General features: G+C 70.6%; 12 protein-coding genes. 5 read left to right on the top strand and 7 right to left on the bottom strand.

The genetic code is table 11. The features are described from left to right. Window positions 1–162: 162 nt before the first annotated feature. Window positions 163–3,699, bottom strand: coding sequence for a DNA polymerase III subunit alpha (gene dnaE, locus ACIQM3_RS22645; RefSeq protein ID WP_401626994.1), 3,537 nt, complete (start codon window positions 3,697–3,699; stop codon window positions 163–165). 169 nt (window positions 3,700–3,868) lie between these two features. Between dnaE and ACIQM3_RS22650 the strand changes: the two genes are divergently transcribed. The 4 genes from ACIQM3_RS22650 (at window position 3,869) to ACIQM3_RS22665 (ending at window position 8,654) form a co-directional block, all read left to right on the top strand. Further along, window positions 3,869–5,194: a DUF2252 domain-containing protein gene (locus tag ACIQM3_RS22650; protein WP_401626996.1), complete on the top strand. Its 1,326-nt coding sequence runs from the start codon at window positions 3,869–3,871 to the stop codon at window positions 5,192–5,194. 83 nt (window positions 5,195–5,277) lie between these two features. Next, window positions 5,278–6,003 (top strand): hypothetical protein, encoded by a 726-nt coding sequence (locus tag ACIQM3_RS22655; protein ID WP_401627439.1) that lies wholly within the window; start codon window positions 5,278–5,280, stop codon window positions 6,001–6,003. A 47-nt stretch (window positions 6,004–6,050) separates the two neighbouring features. Beyond that, complete coding sequence (locus ACIQM3_RS22660) at window positions 6,051–6,866, top strand: thioredoxin domain-containing protein (protein ID WP_401626998.1); 816 nt, start codon at window positions 6,051–6,053, stop codon at window positions 6,864–6,866. A gap of 123 nt (window positions 6,867–6,989) precedes the next feature. After that, window positions 6,990–8,654 (top strand): alkaline phosphatase D family protein, encoded by a 1,665-nt coding sequence (locus tag ACIQM3_RS22665; protein ID WP_401626999.1) that lies wholly within the window; start codon window positions 6,990–6,992, stop codon window positions 8,652–8,654. A gap of 55 nt (window positions 8,655–8,709) precedes the next feature. Here the strand turns inward: ACIQM3_RS22665 and ACIQM3_RS22670 are convergent, their stop codons facing one another. Further along, window positions 8,710–9,288, bottom strand: coding sequence for a dienelactone hydrolase family protein (locus ACIQM3_RS22670; RefSeq protein WP_401627001.1), 579 nt, complete (start codon window positions 9,286–9,288; stop codon window positions 8,710–8,712). 37 nt (window positions 9,289–9,325) lie between these two features. On the opposite strand from ACIQM3_RS22670, the gene ACIQM3_RS22675 reads away from it, so the two are divergent. Further along, window positions 9,326–10,468 carry a mechanosensitive ion channel family protein gene (locus tag ACIQM3_RS22675; RefSeq protein WP_401627003.1) on the top strand — a complete coding sequence of 381 codons (1,143 nt, stop codon included), beginning with the start codon at window positions 9,326–9,328 and terminating at the stop codon, window positions 10,466–10,468. Between the two features lie 24 nt (window positions 10,469–10,492). Here ACIQM3_RS22675 and ACIQM3_RS22680 read toward each other — a convergent pair whose 3' ends face one another. From ACIQM3_RS22680 to ACIQM3_RS22700, 5 genes are all read right to left on the bottom strand, one after another. After that, window positions 10,493–12,079, bottom strand: a complete 1,587-nt coding sequence (locus ACIQM3_RS22680; RefSeq protein WP_401627005.1) for a Na+/H+ antiporter — start codon at window positions 12,077–12,079, stop codon at window positions 10,493–10,495. Window positions 12,080–12,196: 117 nt separating this feature from the next. Then, the gene (locus ACIQM3_RS22685) at window positions 12,197–12,673 is read right to left on the bottom strand and encodes a GNAT family N-acetyltransferase (RefSeq protein ID WP_401627007.1); all 477 of its coding nucleotides are present in this window, start codon (window positions 12,671–12,673) and stop codon (window positions 12,197–12,199) included. Continuing rightward, window positions 12,670–13,611, bottom strand: a complete 942-nt coding sequence (locus ACIQM3_RS22690; RefSeq protein ID WP_401627009.1) for an RluA family pseudouridine synthase — start codon at window positions 13,609–13,611, stop codon at window positions 12,670–12,672. The genes ACIQM3_RS22685 and ACIQM3_RS22690 overlap by 4 nt, the downstream gene beginning before the upstream one ends. A gap of 23 nt (window positions 13,612–13,634) precedes the next feature. After that, window positions 13,635–14,249: a signal peptidase II gene (gene lspA, locus ACIQM3_RS22695; protein WP_401627011.1), complete on the bottom strand. Its 615-nt coding sequence runs from the start codon at window positions 14,247–14,249 to the stop codon at window positions 13,635–13,637. Window positions 14,250–14,453: 204 nt separating this feature from the next. Further along, window positions 14,454–15,218 (bottom strand): TraR/DksA family transcriptional regulator, encoded by a 765-nt coding sequence (locus ACIQM3_RS22700; RefSeq protein ID WP_401627012.1) that lies wholly within the window; start codon window positions 15,216–15,218, stop codon window positions 14,454–14,456. Between the last annotated feature and the right edge of the window lie 567 nt (window positions 15,219–15,785).

The raw sequence follows: 15,785 nt of genomic DNA on the forward strand, positions 1-15,785 counted from the left end.
CCCCACCCCCCCCCCCTGCCCCGGGCGCCGGCCACCCCGGCGGCGGGCGCGCCCACCCACCTCACGGGCTGCCCCCCCCCCGCCCGGGGGCCGGGGGGGGGGGGGGGGGGGGGCCCCCCCCCCGGGGGGGGGCCGCCCCTCTCGTGGGTGCGGGGAGGACCGTCAGCCGGCCAGGCAGGACGGGCCGAGCAGCACCTTCAGGTCGCCGAAGAGGGCGGGGTCCGGCTTGACGCGGTGCCGGTCGAGCCGGAGCACGGTGGTCTTGCGGGGGCCCTGGAGCCTGATGCGCACCTCGGTGTCGCCGCGGTGGTTGCTGAGGACCTCGCCGAGCCGGCTGACCATGGGCGGGGTGACCCGCACCGTGGGGATCGTCAGGACGACGGGCGCGTTGGACCCGGCGTTGGAGATGTCGGGGACCTGCATCTCCATGGCGACGAGGCGCGGCACGTCCTCACGCTTGTCGAGGCGTCCCTTGACGAAGACGACGGTGTCCTCGACGAGCTGGGTGGAGACCAGCTGGTAGGTCGCGGGGAAGAACATGCACTCGATGGAGCCCGCGAGGTCCTCCACGGTCGCGATGGCCCAGGCGTTGCCCTGCTTGGTCATCTTGCGCTGGAGGCCGGAGATGATGCCTCCCACGGTGACGATCGCACCGTCGGAGTGCTCACCGCCCGTGAGCTGCGAGATCGCCGCGTCCGACTTGTCGGACAGGACGTGCTCAAGGCCGAAGAGCGGGTGGTCGGAGACGTACAGCCCGAGCATCTCGCGCTCCTGCGCGAGCAGGTAGGACTTCTCCCACTCGATGTCCGAGAACTCCACGTCGAGACCGAAGCCAGGCTCGTCGCTCGTCTCGTCCCCTCCGCCGAAGAGGTCGAACTGTCCCTCGGCCTCCTTGCGCTTGACCTGCACCACGTTGTCGATCATCGGCTCGTGGTGGGCGACGAGCCCCTTACGGGTGTGCCCCATCTCGTCGAAGGCGCCGGCCTTGATGAGCGACTCGACGGTGCGCTTGTTGCAGACGACCGCTTCGACCTTGTCGAGGAAGTCGGGGAACGTGGAGTACTTCCCCTTCGCCTTGCGGCACCTGATGATCGAGTCGACCACGTTCGTCCCGACGTTGCGGACGGCGGTCAGGCCGAAGAGGATCACGTCGTCGCCCTGGGCGGCGAAGTTCGGCTCGGACTCGTTGACGTTCGGCGGGAGCACCTTGATGCCCATGCGCCGGCACTCGTTGAGGTAGACCGCGGACTTGTCCTTGTCGTCCTTGACGGAGGTCAGAAGGGCCGCCATGTACTCGGCGGGGTAGTTCGCCTTGAGGTAGGCGGTCCAGTAGGTGACCAGGCCGTACGCGGAGGAGTGCGCCTTGTTGAACGCGTATCCGGCGAAGGGCACCAGGACGTCCCACAGGGCCTTGATCGCCGCGTCGGAGAAGCCGTTCTTCTTGGCGCCCGCCTCGAAGAGGACGAAGTTCTTCGCCAGCTCGTCGGCCTTCTTCTTGCCCATCACGCGGCGCAGGATGTCGGCCTCGCCGAGCGAGTACCCGGCGACGATCTGGGCGGCCTTCTGCACCTGCTCCTGGTAGACGATCAGGCCGTAGGTGAGGCCGAGGACCTCCTTGAGGGGCTCCTCCAGCTCCGGGTGGATCGGGGTGATCTCCTGCCGGGCGTTCTTGCGCTCGGCGTAGTTCGTGTGCGAGTTCATTCCCATCGGGCCCGGCCGGTAGAGGGCCGAGACTGCGGAGATGTCCTCGAAGTTGTCGGGCTGCATCTGGCGCAGGAGCGAGCGCATCGGGCCGCCGTCGAACTGGAACACCCCGAGCGTGTCGCCGCGGCAGAGCAGTTCGTACGTCTTGGGGTCGTCCAGCGGCAGGGAGAGCATCTCCAGGTCGACGCCCTTGTTGGCCTTCACCATCTTGATGGCGTCGTCCATGATCGTCAGGTTGCGCAGGCCGAGGAAGTCCATCTTCAGCAGGCCGAGCGACTCGCACTGGGGGTAGTCCCACTGCGTGATGGTGACGCCGTCGGTGTGCCTCACCCAGACCGGGGCGTGGTCGACGATGGGCTCGCTGGACATGATCACGCCCGCTGCGTGCACACCCATCTGCCGGACGAGGCCCTCGACGCCCTTGGCGGTGTCGATGACCTTCTGGACGTCCGGCTCGTTCTCGTACATCCCCCGGATCTCGCCCGCCTCGCTGTAGCGCGGGTGCTTGGGGTCGGTGATGCCGCTGAGGTCGATGCCCTTGCCGAGGACGTCGGCGGGCATGGCCTTGGTGAGGCGGTCGCCCATCGCGTAGGGGTAGCCGAGGACGCGCGCGGAGTCCTTGATGGCGTTCTTGGCCTTGATCTTGCCGTAGGTGCCGATCATGGCGACCTTGTCGGCGCCGTACTTCTCGGTGACGTACCGGATCACCTCGACGCGCCTGCGCTCGTCGAAGTCGATGTCGACGTCGGGCATGGAGACGCGCTCCGGGTTGAGGAAGCGCTCGAAGATCAGCCCGTGGGTGATCGGGTCGAGGTCGGTGATGCCCATGGCGTACGCGACGATCGAACCGGCGGCGGAACCACGGCCGGGGCCGACCGCGATGCCGTTGTTCTTGGCCCACATGATGAAGTCTGCGACGACCAGGAAGTACCCCGGGAACCCCATCTGGATGATGATGTCCATCTCGTACTCGGCCTGCTTCTGCCGGTCCTCGGGGACGCCTCCGGGGTAGCGGCGATCCATGCCGACCCGGACCTCCTCCTGGAACCAGGTGACCTCGGTGAAGCCCTCCGGGATGTCGAACTTCGGCATCAGGTCGCGCTTCTCGAACATGCCGGTGGTGTCGATCTGCTGCGCGACCAGCAGGGTGTTGGCGCAGCCCTCCTGCCAGGCGTCCGAGGAGTCGACGGCGTACATCTCGTCCGTCGTCTTCAGGTAGTAGCCCGTGCCGTCGAAGCGGAAGCGGTCCGGGTCGGAGAGGTTCTTGCCGGTCTGGATGCAGAGCAGCGCGTCGTGCGCCGTCGCCTCGTTGGCGTAGGTGTAGTGCGAGTCGTTCGTCACGAGCGGCGGGATGCCGAGCTTCTTGCCGACCCGCAGCAGGTCGTCGCGGACCCGGCGCTCGATGTCGATGCCGTGGTCCATCAGCTCCAGGAAGTACCGGTCCTTGCCGAAGATGTCCTGGTACTCGGAGGCCGCCTTGACCGCCTCGTCGAACTGGCCGAGGCGCAGGCGGGTCTGCAGCTCACCCGAGGGGCACCCCGTGGAGGCGATCAGGCCCTCGGACCACTGGGAGATGGTCTCCTTGTCCATGCGCGGCCACTTCTGCAGCCAGCCCTCGGCGTACGCGTCCGAGGAGAGCTTGAAGAGGTTGTGCAGTCCCGTGCTGTTTGCCGCCCAGATCGTCTTGTGGGTGTAACCACCGGAGCCCGAGACGTCGTCCCGCTTCTGGTGCGGCTGGCCCCACTGGATCTTGCGCTTGTGCTTGCGGGACGCGGGGGCGACGTACGCCTCGATCCCGATGATCGGCGTCACGTCCGCCTTCTTGGCCGAGTGGAAGAAGTCGTAGGCGCCGTGGAGGTTGCCGTGGTCGGTCATCGCGATGTGCGACATGCCCATCGTGTTCGCCGCCTCGAACATGTCCTTGAGCCGCGCGGCACCGTCCAGCAGCGAGTACTGGGTGTGGACGTGCAGGTGCGTGAAGGGCGGCTTGGTCACGGCGCTGTGCCTCCGGAAAAACTCGGGATGACGGCTGAGGGGGACAGCGTGGAAGTCTACGTCTCCGAGGTGACAAGCGACGGGCACTCCGGGGTACGGTCGCGCGTTGGAAGACCGGGGACGCCCGTCCCATTTGTCATGAACGCCATGTACCAGGAGGCACCCAGCGATGTCGGACACGCAGACCGGCGCAGAGCAGCGCGGGGAGCAGATTCTCGCAGTTTTCGACACCGCGTTCGGGCAGCTCCTGGCCGCCGACCCCGCAGCCTTCCGGGTCAAGTTCCGCAAGATGGCGGGCTCTGCCTTCGCGTTCTACCGGGGCTCGGCCGGCCTCTTCTACGCCGATCTGGACCGTGAGCAGCACACCGGCGCCTATCTGGACGAGCGCACGAGCAGGGTGTGGATCCACGGCGATCTGCACGCCGAGAATTTCGGCACGTACATGGACGCCAACGGCCGGCTCGTGTTCAACGTCAACGACTTCGACGAGGCCTACGTGGGCCCCTTCACCTGGGACCTCAAGCGCTTCGCCGCCTCCGTCGCCCTGATCGGTTACGCGAAGGCGCTGGGCGACGACCAGATCACCGAGCTCGTCCGGGTCTACGCCGCCGCGTACCGGGAGCGGATCCACGCCCTGGCGACGGGCGCCAAGAACGACGAGGTGCCGCCCTTCACCCTGGACACCGCCGACGGTCCGCTGCTCGGCGCGCTGCGCGACGCCCGGGCGCTGACCCGGTTCGGTCTGCTGGACTCGATGACGGAGATCCGGGACTTCGAGCGCCGGTTCACCGCCGACGGCGGCGCGATCGATCTGGACGCGGCGACGCGGTACAAGGTGCTCGCGGCGTTCGACGGCTATCTGGAGACGCTGCCGGAGTCGAGCCTCACGCGCCCCGACTCGTACCGGGTGAAGGACGTCGTCGGCCGCCGGGGCATCGGCATCGGGTCGGCCGGCCTGCCCTCGTACAACATCCTTCTGGAGGGCAACAGCGACGCCCTGGAGAACGATGTGGTGATCTACCTCAAGCAGGCGCAGACCCCGGCCGTGTCCCGGCACATCACGGACGCGGCCGTGCGGGACTACTTCCAGCACGAGGGGCACCGCACGGTGATCTCGCAGCGCGCCCTCCAGGCGCACGCCGACCCGTGGCTGGGCTGGACCGAGCTGGACGGGTCCGGGCAGCTGGTCGCCGAGGTCTCCCCGTACGCGGTCGATCTGGACTGGTCCGACATCGACGAGCCGGAGGAGATCGCGGCGGTGGTCGCCGATCTCGGCCGGGCCACGGCGACGATGCACTCGGCGGCGGACGACGAGAGCGGACACTCGCTCGTGCCGTTCTCCACGGAGCGTGCGATCGACGCGGCCATCGCCGCCGACGAGGAGGGCTTCGCCGACCTGCTGGTGGACTTCGCGCACAGCTACGGGGCGCGCGCCCGTGCCGATCACCAGATCTTCGTCGACCTCTTCCGCAACGGCCGCATCCCGGGCCTCTAGGTCGGACACGGCCCAGGGCCCCCGGTCCCGGCCCGCAGATCCTTAGGGCTCCCATACAGGAACGCATGGCAAACTCTCCGGCGATGGACGTATCAGGGACACCGATCAGAGCGGTACGCGCGGCGCTGTTCACCGCGCTCGTCGTCACGCTCTCGTCCGCGTCCCATGTGCTGCTCTCCCGGGTCCCGCTGCCGCTCGCCGCCGTGGCGCTGCTGGCCGGGGCCGTCTTCGCCGTGTCGTTCGCGCTGGCGGGCCGGGAGCGCGGCTTCGGCGCGATCGCCGGGCTGCTGGTCCCGCTGGAGCTGGCCGCCGACACGGTCTTCACCACCGGCCAGCACCTCTGTTACGGGGCGGCGGGCGGCCCGATCGCGGGCCCGCTGCGCTCCGTGGGCGTCGACGTGCTCTGCGGCGGCGAGTCGGGGCGCGGCGCCGACGGCCTGTCCGAGGTGGCCTCGGTCGGCACACCGCTGGCCGGGGTGACGGGCGAGGGCGGCCAGGCCGCCGCCCTGCTGGCCTCGCCCGGTCCCGCTGTCCCCTGGCTGCTGCTGGCCGCGCACGTGGCGGTCGGCCTGCTGGCCGCCGCCTGGCTGCGTCGCGGCGAGTCCGCGCTCGCGGGGCTGCTGCGCGCGGCCGCCGCCGTCGCCTTCCGGCCGCTGCTCACCGCGGTCGCCGTGGTGGGCACGGCCCGCCGCCGCGTGCGGTCCGACGCCCGGCGCGCCGGGCGCCCGCACCCGCTCGCCCCGGCCCGCTTCCTGGTGCACTCCGTGGGCCGGAGGGGCCCACCGCGTCCGGCTCCCACCCCTGCCTGAGTACGCGGTAAGTCCCCCGAGCCACCCCACCTCCACGGAGCACCCCCATGAGCAAGCGCAACACCCAGGCCAACAAGTCCGCCGCCCGCGAGCGGCTGCGCGCGGAGCGCGAGCGCCAGGCCAAGAAGGACAAGACTCGCAAGCAGATCGTCGTCGGCGTCTCGGTCGTCGCCGTGCTCGCGATCGCCGGCGGTGTCAGCTACGGCGTGATGCAGCTGAACAAGCCCTCCGCCTGGGAGGCGGCAGCGGACGCGAAGAACGTCACCGCCCCCAAGAACACCTCGGGTGACGACGGCACGACCGTCGTGATCGGCGAGTCGAGCGCCAAGAAGACGTTGGAGCTGTACGAGGACTCGCGCTGCCCGATCTGCGCCACGTTCGAGCAGACGGTCGGCGAGACCGTGGCCAAGGACGTCGACGCCGGCAAGTACAAGATCAAGTACGTCGGTGCGACCTTCATCGACAACTCGGACAACGGCGAGGGCTCGAAGAACGCCCTGAGCGCGCTCGGCGCGGCGCTGAACGTGAGCCCCGACGCCTTCCTGGAGTACAAGACCGCCCTGTACTCCGCGAAGTACCACCCCGAGGAGACCTCCGACAAGTTCGCCAAGGACAGCTACCTGATCGAGGTGGCGGACACGGTGGACGCGCTGAAGGGCAACAAGGCGTTCCAGAAGGACGTCGAGGACGGCACGTACGACGCCTGGGCGATCAAGATGTCCAAGGCATTCGACAAGAGCGGGGTCGAGGGCACGCCGACCCTCAAGATGGACGGCAAGACGCTCACCGCCGAGGGCAGCAAGAACGCGCCCATGACGGTGGCCGACTTCAACGCGGCTGTCACCAAGGCGCTGAAGGGCTGACAGGAGAACCCGCGGCCCGACGGGTACCGCGGGCACAACTCCGGGTGTCATCCGGCCAACAGGCGGGCGAACTTCCTTTGTTCGCCCGCCTGTTCGCTCTACCCGCCAGTAGGGTGATCCTCCGTGACCAGACGACTCCTCTCCGCCTCACCCAGCCGCCGCACGGTCGTGAAGGCCGCCGCCGCCACCGCGGTCGCCGGCACCGTGCTCACCGCCACCGGCGCCCACGCCGCCGACGGCCCCGCCTTCCTGCACGGTGTCGCCTCCGGCGACCCGCTGCCCGACGGCATACTCCTGTGGACCCGCGTCACCCCCTCCCCGGACGCCGTGCCCGGCTCGGGCCTCGGCGCCGATACGCCGGTGGTCTGGGAGATCGCCGAGGACAAGGCCTTCTCCAGGGTCGCCGCCCGCGGCACGGCCGTCGCGCGGGCCGGCGCGGACCACACCGTCAAGGCCGATGTCCGGGGGCTGCGCCCGGCCACGACCTACTGGTTCCGCTTCTCGGCTCCCCCGGGCGGGTCCGAGGGCGGGCAGGGCGTCCTCTCCCCCGTGGGCCGCACCCGCACCGCGCCCGCCGCCGGGGCCGCCGTCGCCGGGATCCGGTTCGGGGTGGTCTCCTGCGCCAACTGGGAGGCCGGCTGGTTCTCCCCGTACCGCCACCTCGCGGACCGCGCCGACCTCGACGCCGTGCTGCACCTGGGCGACTACATCTACGAGTACGCGTCGGGCAGTTACCCGACCCAGGACACCGTCGTACGCCCCCACGCCCCGCTGCACGAGATCCTCACCCTCGGCGACTACCGCCTCCGGCACGCCACGTACAAGACGGACACGGATCTCCAGGCGCTGCACGCCGCCCACCCGGTGATCGCGATCTGGGACGACCACGAGTTCGCCAACGACGCCTGGGCGGGGGGAGCCGAGAACCACACCCCCGGCACGGAGGGTTCCTGGGCCGCCCGGGTGGCCGCCGCGAAGCAGGCGTACTTCGAGTGGATGCCGGTCCGTGCGTCCACCGAGGGCACCGTGTACCGGCGTCTGAGCTTCGGCGCTCTCGCCGAGCTGCACCTGCTCGACCTGCGCAGCTTCCGTTCCGAGCAGGCGTCGATCGGCGACGGCGCGGTCGACGACCCCGGGCGCTCGATCACGGGGCGGGCGCAGCTGGACTGGCTGAAGGCCGGGCTGGCCGCGTCGGATGCCCGCTGGAAGCTCGTCGGCACCTCGGTGATGATCTCGCCGGTCGCCTTCGGGGCGCTGCCGGCGCATCTGCTCGCGCCGCTCGCGGAGCTGCTGGGGCTGCCCGCGGAGGGGCTGGCGGTCAACGTCGACCAGTGGGACGGCTACACGGACGACCGCAAGGAGCTGATCTCCCATCTGCGGGACCAGGGCGTCCGCGACACGGTCTTCCTGACCGGCGACATCCACATGGCGTGGGCCAACGACGTACCCGTGAAGGCCGCGACCTATCCGCTCTCCGCCTCCGCGGCCACCGAGTTCGTGGTGACGTCGGTGACCTCGGACAACCTGGACGACATCCTGAGGGTGGCCCCCCAGACGGTGTCGCTCGTCGCCGCGGCGGCGGTGAGGACCGCCAACCGCCATGTGAAGTGGGTCGATCTGGACTCGCACGGCTACGGCGTCCTCGACGTGACGGCCGAGCGTTCACAGATGGACTACTACGCGGTCTCCGACAAGACCGCGAAGGACGCGACGTCGTCCTGGGTCCGTTCCTACCGCACGCTCAGCGGCACCCAGCGGATCGAGCGGGTGAACGCGCCGGTGCGCTGACCGGCGGAGGCCCACGCAGGGGCCGCGCACCGGGGTGCGCGGCCCCTGCGTGTGACTACAGCGTGGCGAGGAAGCCGAGCGCCACCTTCCAGGTCAGGTCGGCGGCGTCCTGGTCGAAGTCGGGCAGATCGGGGTCGGTGTAGAGGTGCCCGGCCCCGGGATAGCGGTAGATCTCGACGTCGGCCCCGGTCCGCTGCATCTGGAGGTACCAGCTGTTCAGCCAGTCCGGCGACTCGTACACGTCGGGGTCGGCGACGTGCAGCTGTACGGGCAGCTCGTCCACCGAGGCGTTCTCGGCGATGTCCGACGTGCCGTGGAGCAGCAGCAGGCCGCGGGCCTTGGCGTCGCCGAGCGAGAGGGTCTGCGCCACGGACGCACCGAACGAGAATCCCGCGTACACGAGGCCCTGGTCGGAGTAGGGCGCTGCGGCCAGGACGGCGCGCTTGAGCAGCTCCTCCTTGCCCACCTGTTCCTTGAAGGCCATTCCGTCCTCGACCGTTTCGAAGGTGTGCCCCTCGAAGAGATCGGGCACGCGCACCTCGTGCCCTGCTGCGCGCAGCCGTTCGGCGGAAGCGTGCACGGCCGGCCTCAGACCGTAGATCGAGTGGAAAAGCATGATGTTCATGCGGTCCATGGTGCCAGGCCTGCCCCGACTCTTGGAGGACGACCGAATGGAGAACGTACTGCGGCCGGTGCTCGTGCTGGGCGGGTCGCTGCTGATCACCCTGCTGGTGGGGTGGCTGGTCGATCTGCTGCTGCGCCGCGCCGACAGCCGCCATCACGAGACCCCGCTCTGGGGCCTGCTGCGGCTCTGCCGTCCGCCCATGCAGGTGGTCCTCTGCACGGCGTTGCTGAGGGCCAGCTTCGACCAGCTCCGGCTCGACGTCGTGCGGGACAACCGGGACGCGCTCGGGCAGGTCCTGACCCTGGTGCTGATCGCGGCGTCGGCCTGGCTGGTGATCCGCGTCGCCGCCACGATCGTCCAGTCCTCGTACGCCCGTTACGCGACCTCCACCCGCGACCCCGCCCGTGTCCGCCGGGTCCGGACCCAGGTCACGCTGATCCAGCGTGTGGTCACCGCGGTGGTGGCGACGGTCGCGGTCGCCGCGATGCTGCTCACCTTCCCCGCGATGCAGACGGTCGGCACGTCGATGCTGGCCTCGGCCGGTGTGCTCGGCATCGTCGCCGGTGTCGCGGCCCAGTCGACGCTCGGCAACCTCTTCGCCGGGTTCCAGATCGCCTTCGGCGACATGGTGCGGCTCGGCGACACCGTGGTGGTGGACGGGGAATGGGGCACGGTGGAGGAGATCACCCTGACCTTCCTCACCGTGCGGACCTGGGACGAGCGGCGGTTCACGATGCCCGTGTCCTACTTCACGAGCAACCCGTTCGAGAACTGGTCGCGGGGCGGCGTGCAGATGACCGGCACCGTCTTCTTCCAGCTCGACCACTCGGCCCCGGTCGCGGCGATGCGTGACCGGCTGCGCGACATCCTCGGCGAGTGCGCGGCCTGGGACGGCCGCGACTGGTCCCTGGCGGTCACGGACACCACCCCGACCACGATCGAGGTGCGGGCGGTGGTCACCGCGAAGGACGCGGACGACATCTGGACGGTGCGCTGCGCGGTGCGGGAGCAGATGATCGGCTGGCTCCGGGACAACCACCCGTACGCGCTGCCCCGGGTCGTGACGTCGCCGGCGGCGCTGCCGCCGGGCGACCACTGGCGGGAGCTGACGGGTGCGGACGCCGGCCTGACGTCGTCCAACGGTCATGTGCCGACCCCGGACAAGGCGCCCCGCACTGGACGTGGCTGAGCGGCCCCCGGGCGGGTGGGCCGGTCAGCGCAGGCTGCGTACGTCCAGGTAGCGCAGCACCCGGTCCACCACCTCGGGGTCCGCCCCGGGCTCGCTGCGCGCGGCGAGCACCGCGTGACGGGCGGCGGACATCATCTCGCGCTGGATCCGGGCGACCTCCTTGAAGCGCTCGGCGCGCTGCGCGTACGCCTCGCGCCGCTCCTCGTCGACCATGTCAGGGCTGATCCTCGCCCCGATGTCGTACGCGGCGCGCTGCAGCCGCTCCAGGACCTCCTCGGGGAGTCCCTCGGTGTCCTGGACCTCCTTGAGGCGGGTCTTGGCCGCCCTGGCCGCCCGGATCGCGAGGTCGCGCTCCAGTGCCTGCTCGGCCTCGGTGTCCGCCCGGACGCCTAGCTTGCGCACGAGCCACGGCAGGGTCAGGCCCTGGAGGACGAGGGTCACCATGATGACGACGAAGGCGATGAAGACGATCTCGTCCCGGCCGGGGAACGGCTTGCCGTCGTCCGTCTCCAGCGGGATCGCCAGCGCCAGCGCGACGGAGGCGACTCCCCGCATCCCCGCCCACCACATGATGACGGTCTCGCGCACGCCGGTGGGGATCTCCTCGCTGACGTCACGCCGGGTGTGCAGCCGCTTGGCGAGCCAGGCGGCGGGCAGCAGCCACAGGAGCCGGACGCCGATGACGACCGCGGCGACGGCGAGGCCCCAGCCCAGCAGCCGCAGTTCGTGTCCGTCGGCGGTACCGAAGACGTTGTGGAGTTCGAGGCCGATCAGGCCGAAGGCCACGCCGGTGATGAGGGTGTCGACGATCTCCCAGAAGGACCGGCCGGTGAGCCGCCCGAGGACGTCGTCGGCGTCCGCGGTGTGTTCGGCGAGGAAGAGCGCGGTGGTGAGGACGGCGAGCACGCCCGAACCCATCAGCTCCTCGGCGAGTACGTAACTGACGAACGGCACGAGGAGGGTCAGGCCGACCTGGAGGGTGGTGTCTCCCAGGTACCCCATGAGTTTGATGGTGAGCCAGCCGAGCACCAGGCCGACCACCACGGCGACGACGGCGGAGAGGACGAGCAGTCCGAACGCGGCCGGCAGCGAGAAGGTGCCGCTGACGGCGGCGGCGATCGCCACGTGGTAGAGGACGATGGCCGTGACGTCGTTGAACAGCCCCTCGCCCTCCAGGATCGACACGAGCCGGCGCGGCAGCCCGACCGATCCGGCCACGGCCGTCGCGGCGACCGGATCGGGCGGGGCGACGAGCGCCCCCAGGGCCACGGCGGCGGCGATCGGCAGACCCGGTACGAGCGCGTTCGCGACGGCCGCGACGGCTGCCGTGGTGACGAAGACGAGGGCGACGGCCAGCAGGAAGATCGGCCGCCGGTTGGCCGCGAACTGCCGCCAGGAGGTGCGCTGCACGGAGGCGTAGAGCAGCGGCGGCAGGAGGGCGGGGAGGATGAACTCCGGCGGGATGTCCACGTCGGGGACGAAGCTGGCGAAGGCCATGACGATCCCGGCGAGGGTCATCAGGATGGGTGCCGGGAGACGCAGGCGCTCCCCGAGCGGCACCGTGACCACCGCTCCGAGCAGGAGCAGGAGCAGGAGCGCCATCTGGTCCACGTTGTGCCTTCCGCAGCGCGCGCGGGCCTCCGGGCCCGTGTTGATCAGCCGGTCAGAGCTCCCAGCCTGTCACGAGCACCCCGCGGACCTGCGGCAGCCCCCTGCGGGCCACGTGGGTCAGAGCGCGCGGCGCATGGCCCGGTGCGGAATCCCGGCGTCCGGGAACTCGGGGCCGTACGCCGCGTAGCCGAGCCGCTCGTAGAAGCCGAGCGCGTGCGTCTGGGCGTGCAGGTCCACGGCGGCCAGGCCGAGCGTGCGGGCCTGTTCCTCTATGGCGCGGACCAGCGCGGCCCCGACGCCCAGTCCGCGGGCCTCGCGCGTCACGGCGAGCCGGCCGAGCGAACCGACGGCCAGGTCGCCGCCGGTCCTGTCCGCCGCGTCCTCGCCGTGCAGCAGCCGTCCCGTGCCGAGCGCGGAGCCGTCGGCGGCCACGGCGATGACGTGCACCGCGGAAGCGTCGTGGGCGTCGTACTCGATCTCCTCGGGGACCTGCTGCTCGCCGACGAAGACGTCCTTGCGGACCTGGAAGCACGCCGCGAGATCGCTCTCGCCGAGGGCCCTGCGGGTGCTGTACGGGGCGGGCCCGGGGTTCATTCGCTCTCCGCTGCGATCGTGTCGAGGGCATGGCGCAGGTCGTCCGGGTAGCCGCTCTCGAATTCGACCCAGCCGCCGTCGGCCGGGTGCTCGAAGCCGAGCCGGACCGCGTGCAGCCACTGCCGGGTCAGGCCGAGGCGCTTGGCCAGCGTGGGGTCGGCGCCGTAGGTCAGGTCTCCGACGCAGGGGTGGCGGTGCGCGGACATGTGCACGCGGATCTGGTGCGTGCGCCCGGTCTCCAGCTTGATGTCGAGCAGGCTGGCCGCGCGGTAGGCCTCGATGAGGTCGTAGTGCGTCACGGAGGGCTTGCCCTCGGCGGTGACGGCCCACTTGTAGTCGTGCTGCGGGTGACGGCCGATGGGGGCGTCGATGGTGCCGCTCATCGGGTCGGGGTGGCCCTGCACGAGGGCGTGGTACTTCTTCTCGACGACCCGGTCGCGGAACTGCGCCTTGAGCAGGGTGTACGCCCGCTCGGACTTGGCCACGACCATCAGGCCGGAGGTGCCGACGTCCAGCCGGTGCACGATGCCCTGGCGCTCGGCGGCGCCCGACGTCGAGATGCGGTAGCCGGCCGCGGCGAGGCCACCGATGACGGTGGTGCCGGTCCAGCCGGGGCTGGGGTGGGCGGCGACGCCGACCGGCTTCATGATGACGACTATGTCGTCGTCGTCATGGACGATCTCCATGCCCGCGACGGGCTCGGCGACGACCTGGACCGGAGCGGGTGCCTGGGGCATCTCCACTTCCAGCCAGGCACCGCCGTGCACCCGCTCGGACTTCCCGGCCACCGCGCCGTCCACCTGGACCTTCCCGGCAGCGGCCAGCTCGGCGGCCTTGGTGCGGGAGAAACCGAACATCCGGGAGATGGCGGCGTCGACACGCTCGCCCTCCAGGCCGTCGGGTACGGGCAGGGTGCGGACCTCGGGATACGTACTCACCAGTCGAGTATGCCTTGCGCCCGCTAGTCCTTGTGCACGGTGCCGTCGGGGTCCAGGCCCTTGAAGGAGAGGATCACGATGAGGATTCCGCCGCAGACGATCGCCGAGTCGGCGAGGTTGAAGACGGCGAAGTGCGCGGGGGCGATGAAGTCGACCACCGCGCCCTCGAAGACGCCGGGCGCGCGGAAGATGCGGTCGGTGAGGTTGCCCAGCGCTCCGCCGAGCAGCAGTCCCAGGGCGATGGCCCAGGGCAGGCTGTAGAGCTTGCGGGCGAGCCTGATGATCACGATGATCACGACGGCCGCGATGGCGGTGAAGATCACGGTGAACGCCTCGCCGATCCCGAAGGCGGCGCCCGCGTTGCGGATCGCGTCGAGCTTCAGCCAGTCGCCGAAGATCTCGATCGGCTCCTCGTGCTCCAGCTTCGCGACCACGATCATCTTGCTGATCAGGTCCAGGAGGTAGGCCAGGACGGCCACACCGAGCAGTACCAGGATCTTCTTCCTGCCCCGGCCGCTGCCGGGCTCGTCGCTCCCTGCCGGGGTCGAGCCCCCGGCGGGCTGCTGGGGCTCAGCCCCGTCGGCCCCCTCGGCATCAGGGATGTCCGGCGTACCGATGATGCGCTCCGCCTCTGCCACGTGAGTCCCTCAACCTAGGTGCCTGACTGAGGACGAGGGTACGACACACCCGGGGGATCAGGGGCGCCAGGACCCGGTCCTCCCGGCTTCCGCGGGCCTTGTGGTTTTCCGTCCGGGTCCGGCCCGGCCCTGGAGACTCTTCCATCGGGGCCCGGCCCCTGAGGTCTTCCGTCCGGGCCGGACCCCGGCCCGGACGGAAGGCGCCTAGCCGCGCCGCTCCTGCTTCTGCTTGTCCTCGACGCAGAGCGTGGCCCGGGGGAAGGCCTGCATCCGCGCCTTGCCGATCGGCTTGCCGCAGACCTCGCAGAGCCCGTAGGTGCCCGCGTCGAGCCTGGCGAGCGCCCGCTCGGTCTGGTCCAGGGTCTCCTGGGCGTGGGCCGCCAGGGAGAGCTCGTGCTCCCGGGTGATGTTCTTCGTGCCGGTGTCCGCGTCGTCGTCCCCCGCTCCGTCCCCGGAGTCTCGCATCAGACCGGCGAGCGCCGCGCCCGACGCCTCCAGCTCGGTGCGCAGCCGCAGGACCTCGCCGGTCAGCCCGGTCCGCGCCGCGTCGACCTCCTCCGGGGTCCAGGGGTCCTCCCCCGGCCTGACCGCCAGGTCTCCGGGCGCCGTCGCGGCGCCGGCCCTGGCCGGGGGGACCGCGGTCGCGGTGCCCTCTCCTACAGCCGTGGTCCGGGCCGCGCTCTTCTTGGCTACCACCGTGTGGGCTCCTGTCTGCTCGGCGGCCTGGGCCGCCCCCGTGGCCTTCTTCGACGCCTTCTTGGCTGCGCTCTTCTTCGCCGTGCTCTTCTTCGCCGCGCTTTTCCTCGCCGTGCTCTTCTTCGCCGGCTCGTGGTGCGCCGGGTCCTTGCCGGCCTGTTCCGGTTCCGGCGGATGCTCCGCCGTCTTCTCCCCGGCGGCCTTCTCCTCGGCAGCCGCAGCCGTGGATCTCCCGGACGCCGAACTCGATGCGGCGGTCTTCTTCGCCACCATGGCCGCGGCCCCTTCACATATTGTGATCTTGCACGCGAATCGTGCTGGGACGATAAATCGACCCCAGCTCCGCGGCAACGGGGCACGCCGCCGGTTCGCCCCCTCCCGCTGCCGGTCGGTGGCGCGCCTGCAACCGTTGTGCCCAGCTCCCCGCCCGGTAATCCGCCCCCGCGCGCTCTCCGGAGACTCCGTCCGCACCGACTGGCCATTCGGGTGCAAGCGCCTTCCACGTACCCGTCGGTCGAAAACCGGTCGGCCGTCGCCCGCGAGGGCCCGTACACTGGCCGCAGCGAGAGGCATGGACGGGACGAGTAGCGTCGTACGCAGCCAGGAGCGACCCGGGGACGGTGGGAGCCCGGGGGTGAGCGCGCCGTGAAGATCAGCCCGGAGCCGCCGGAAGAAAGCTTTGGACAGTGGGCCAGCCCACGGACACAGGGCGACTAGACCCGGCATCGCGACCCCAATGAGGGGGCCACGGGTGCATGCCCGGGGCCAAGGAGGGTGGTACCGCGGGAGCTGATCAGGCTCTCGTCCCTCCGACGGAAGTGGAAGACGTCCGCCGGAGGA

The sequence above is a fragment of the Streptomyces sp. NPDC091271 genome (assembly GCF_044757505.1).
Lineage (GTDB): Bacteria > Actinomycetota > Actinomycetes > Streptomycetales > Streptomycetaceae > Streptomyces.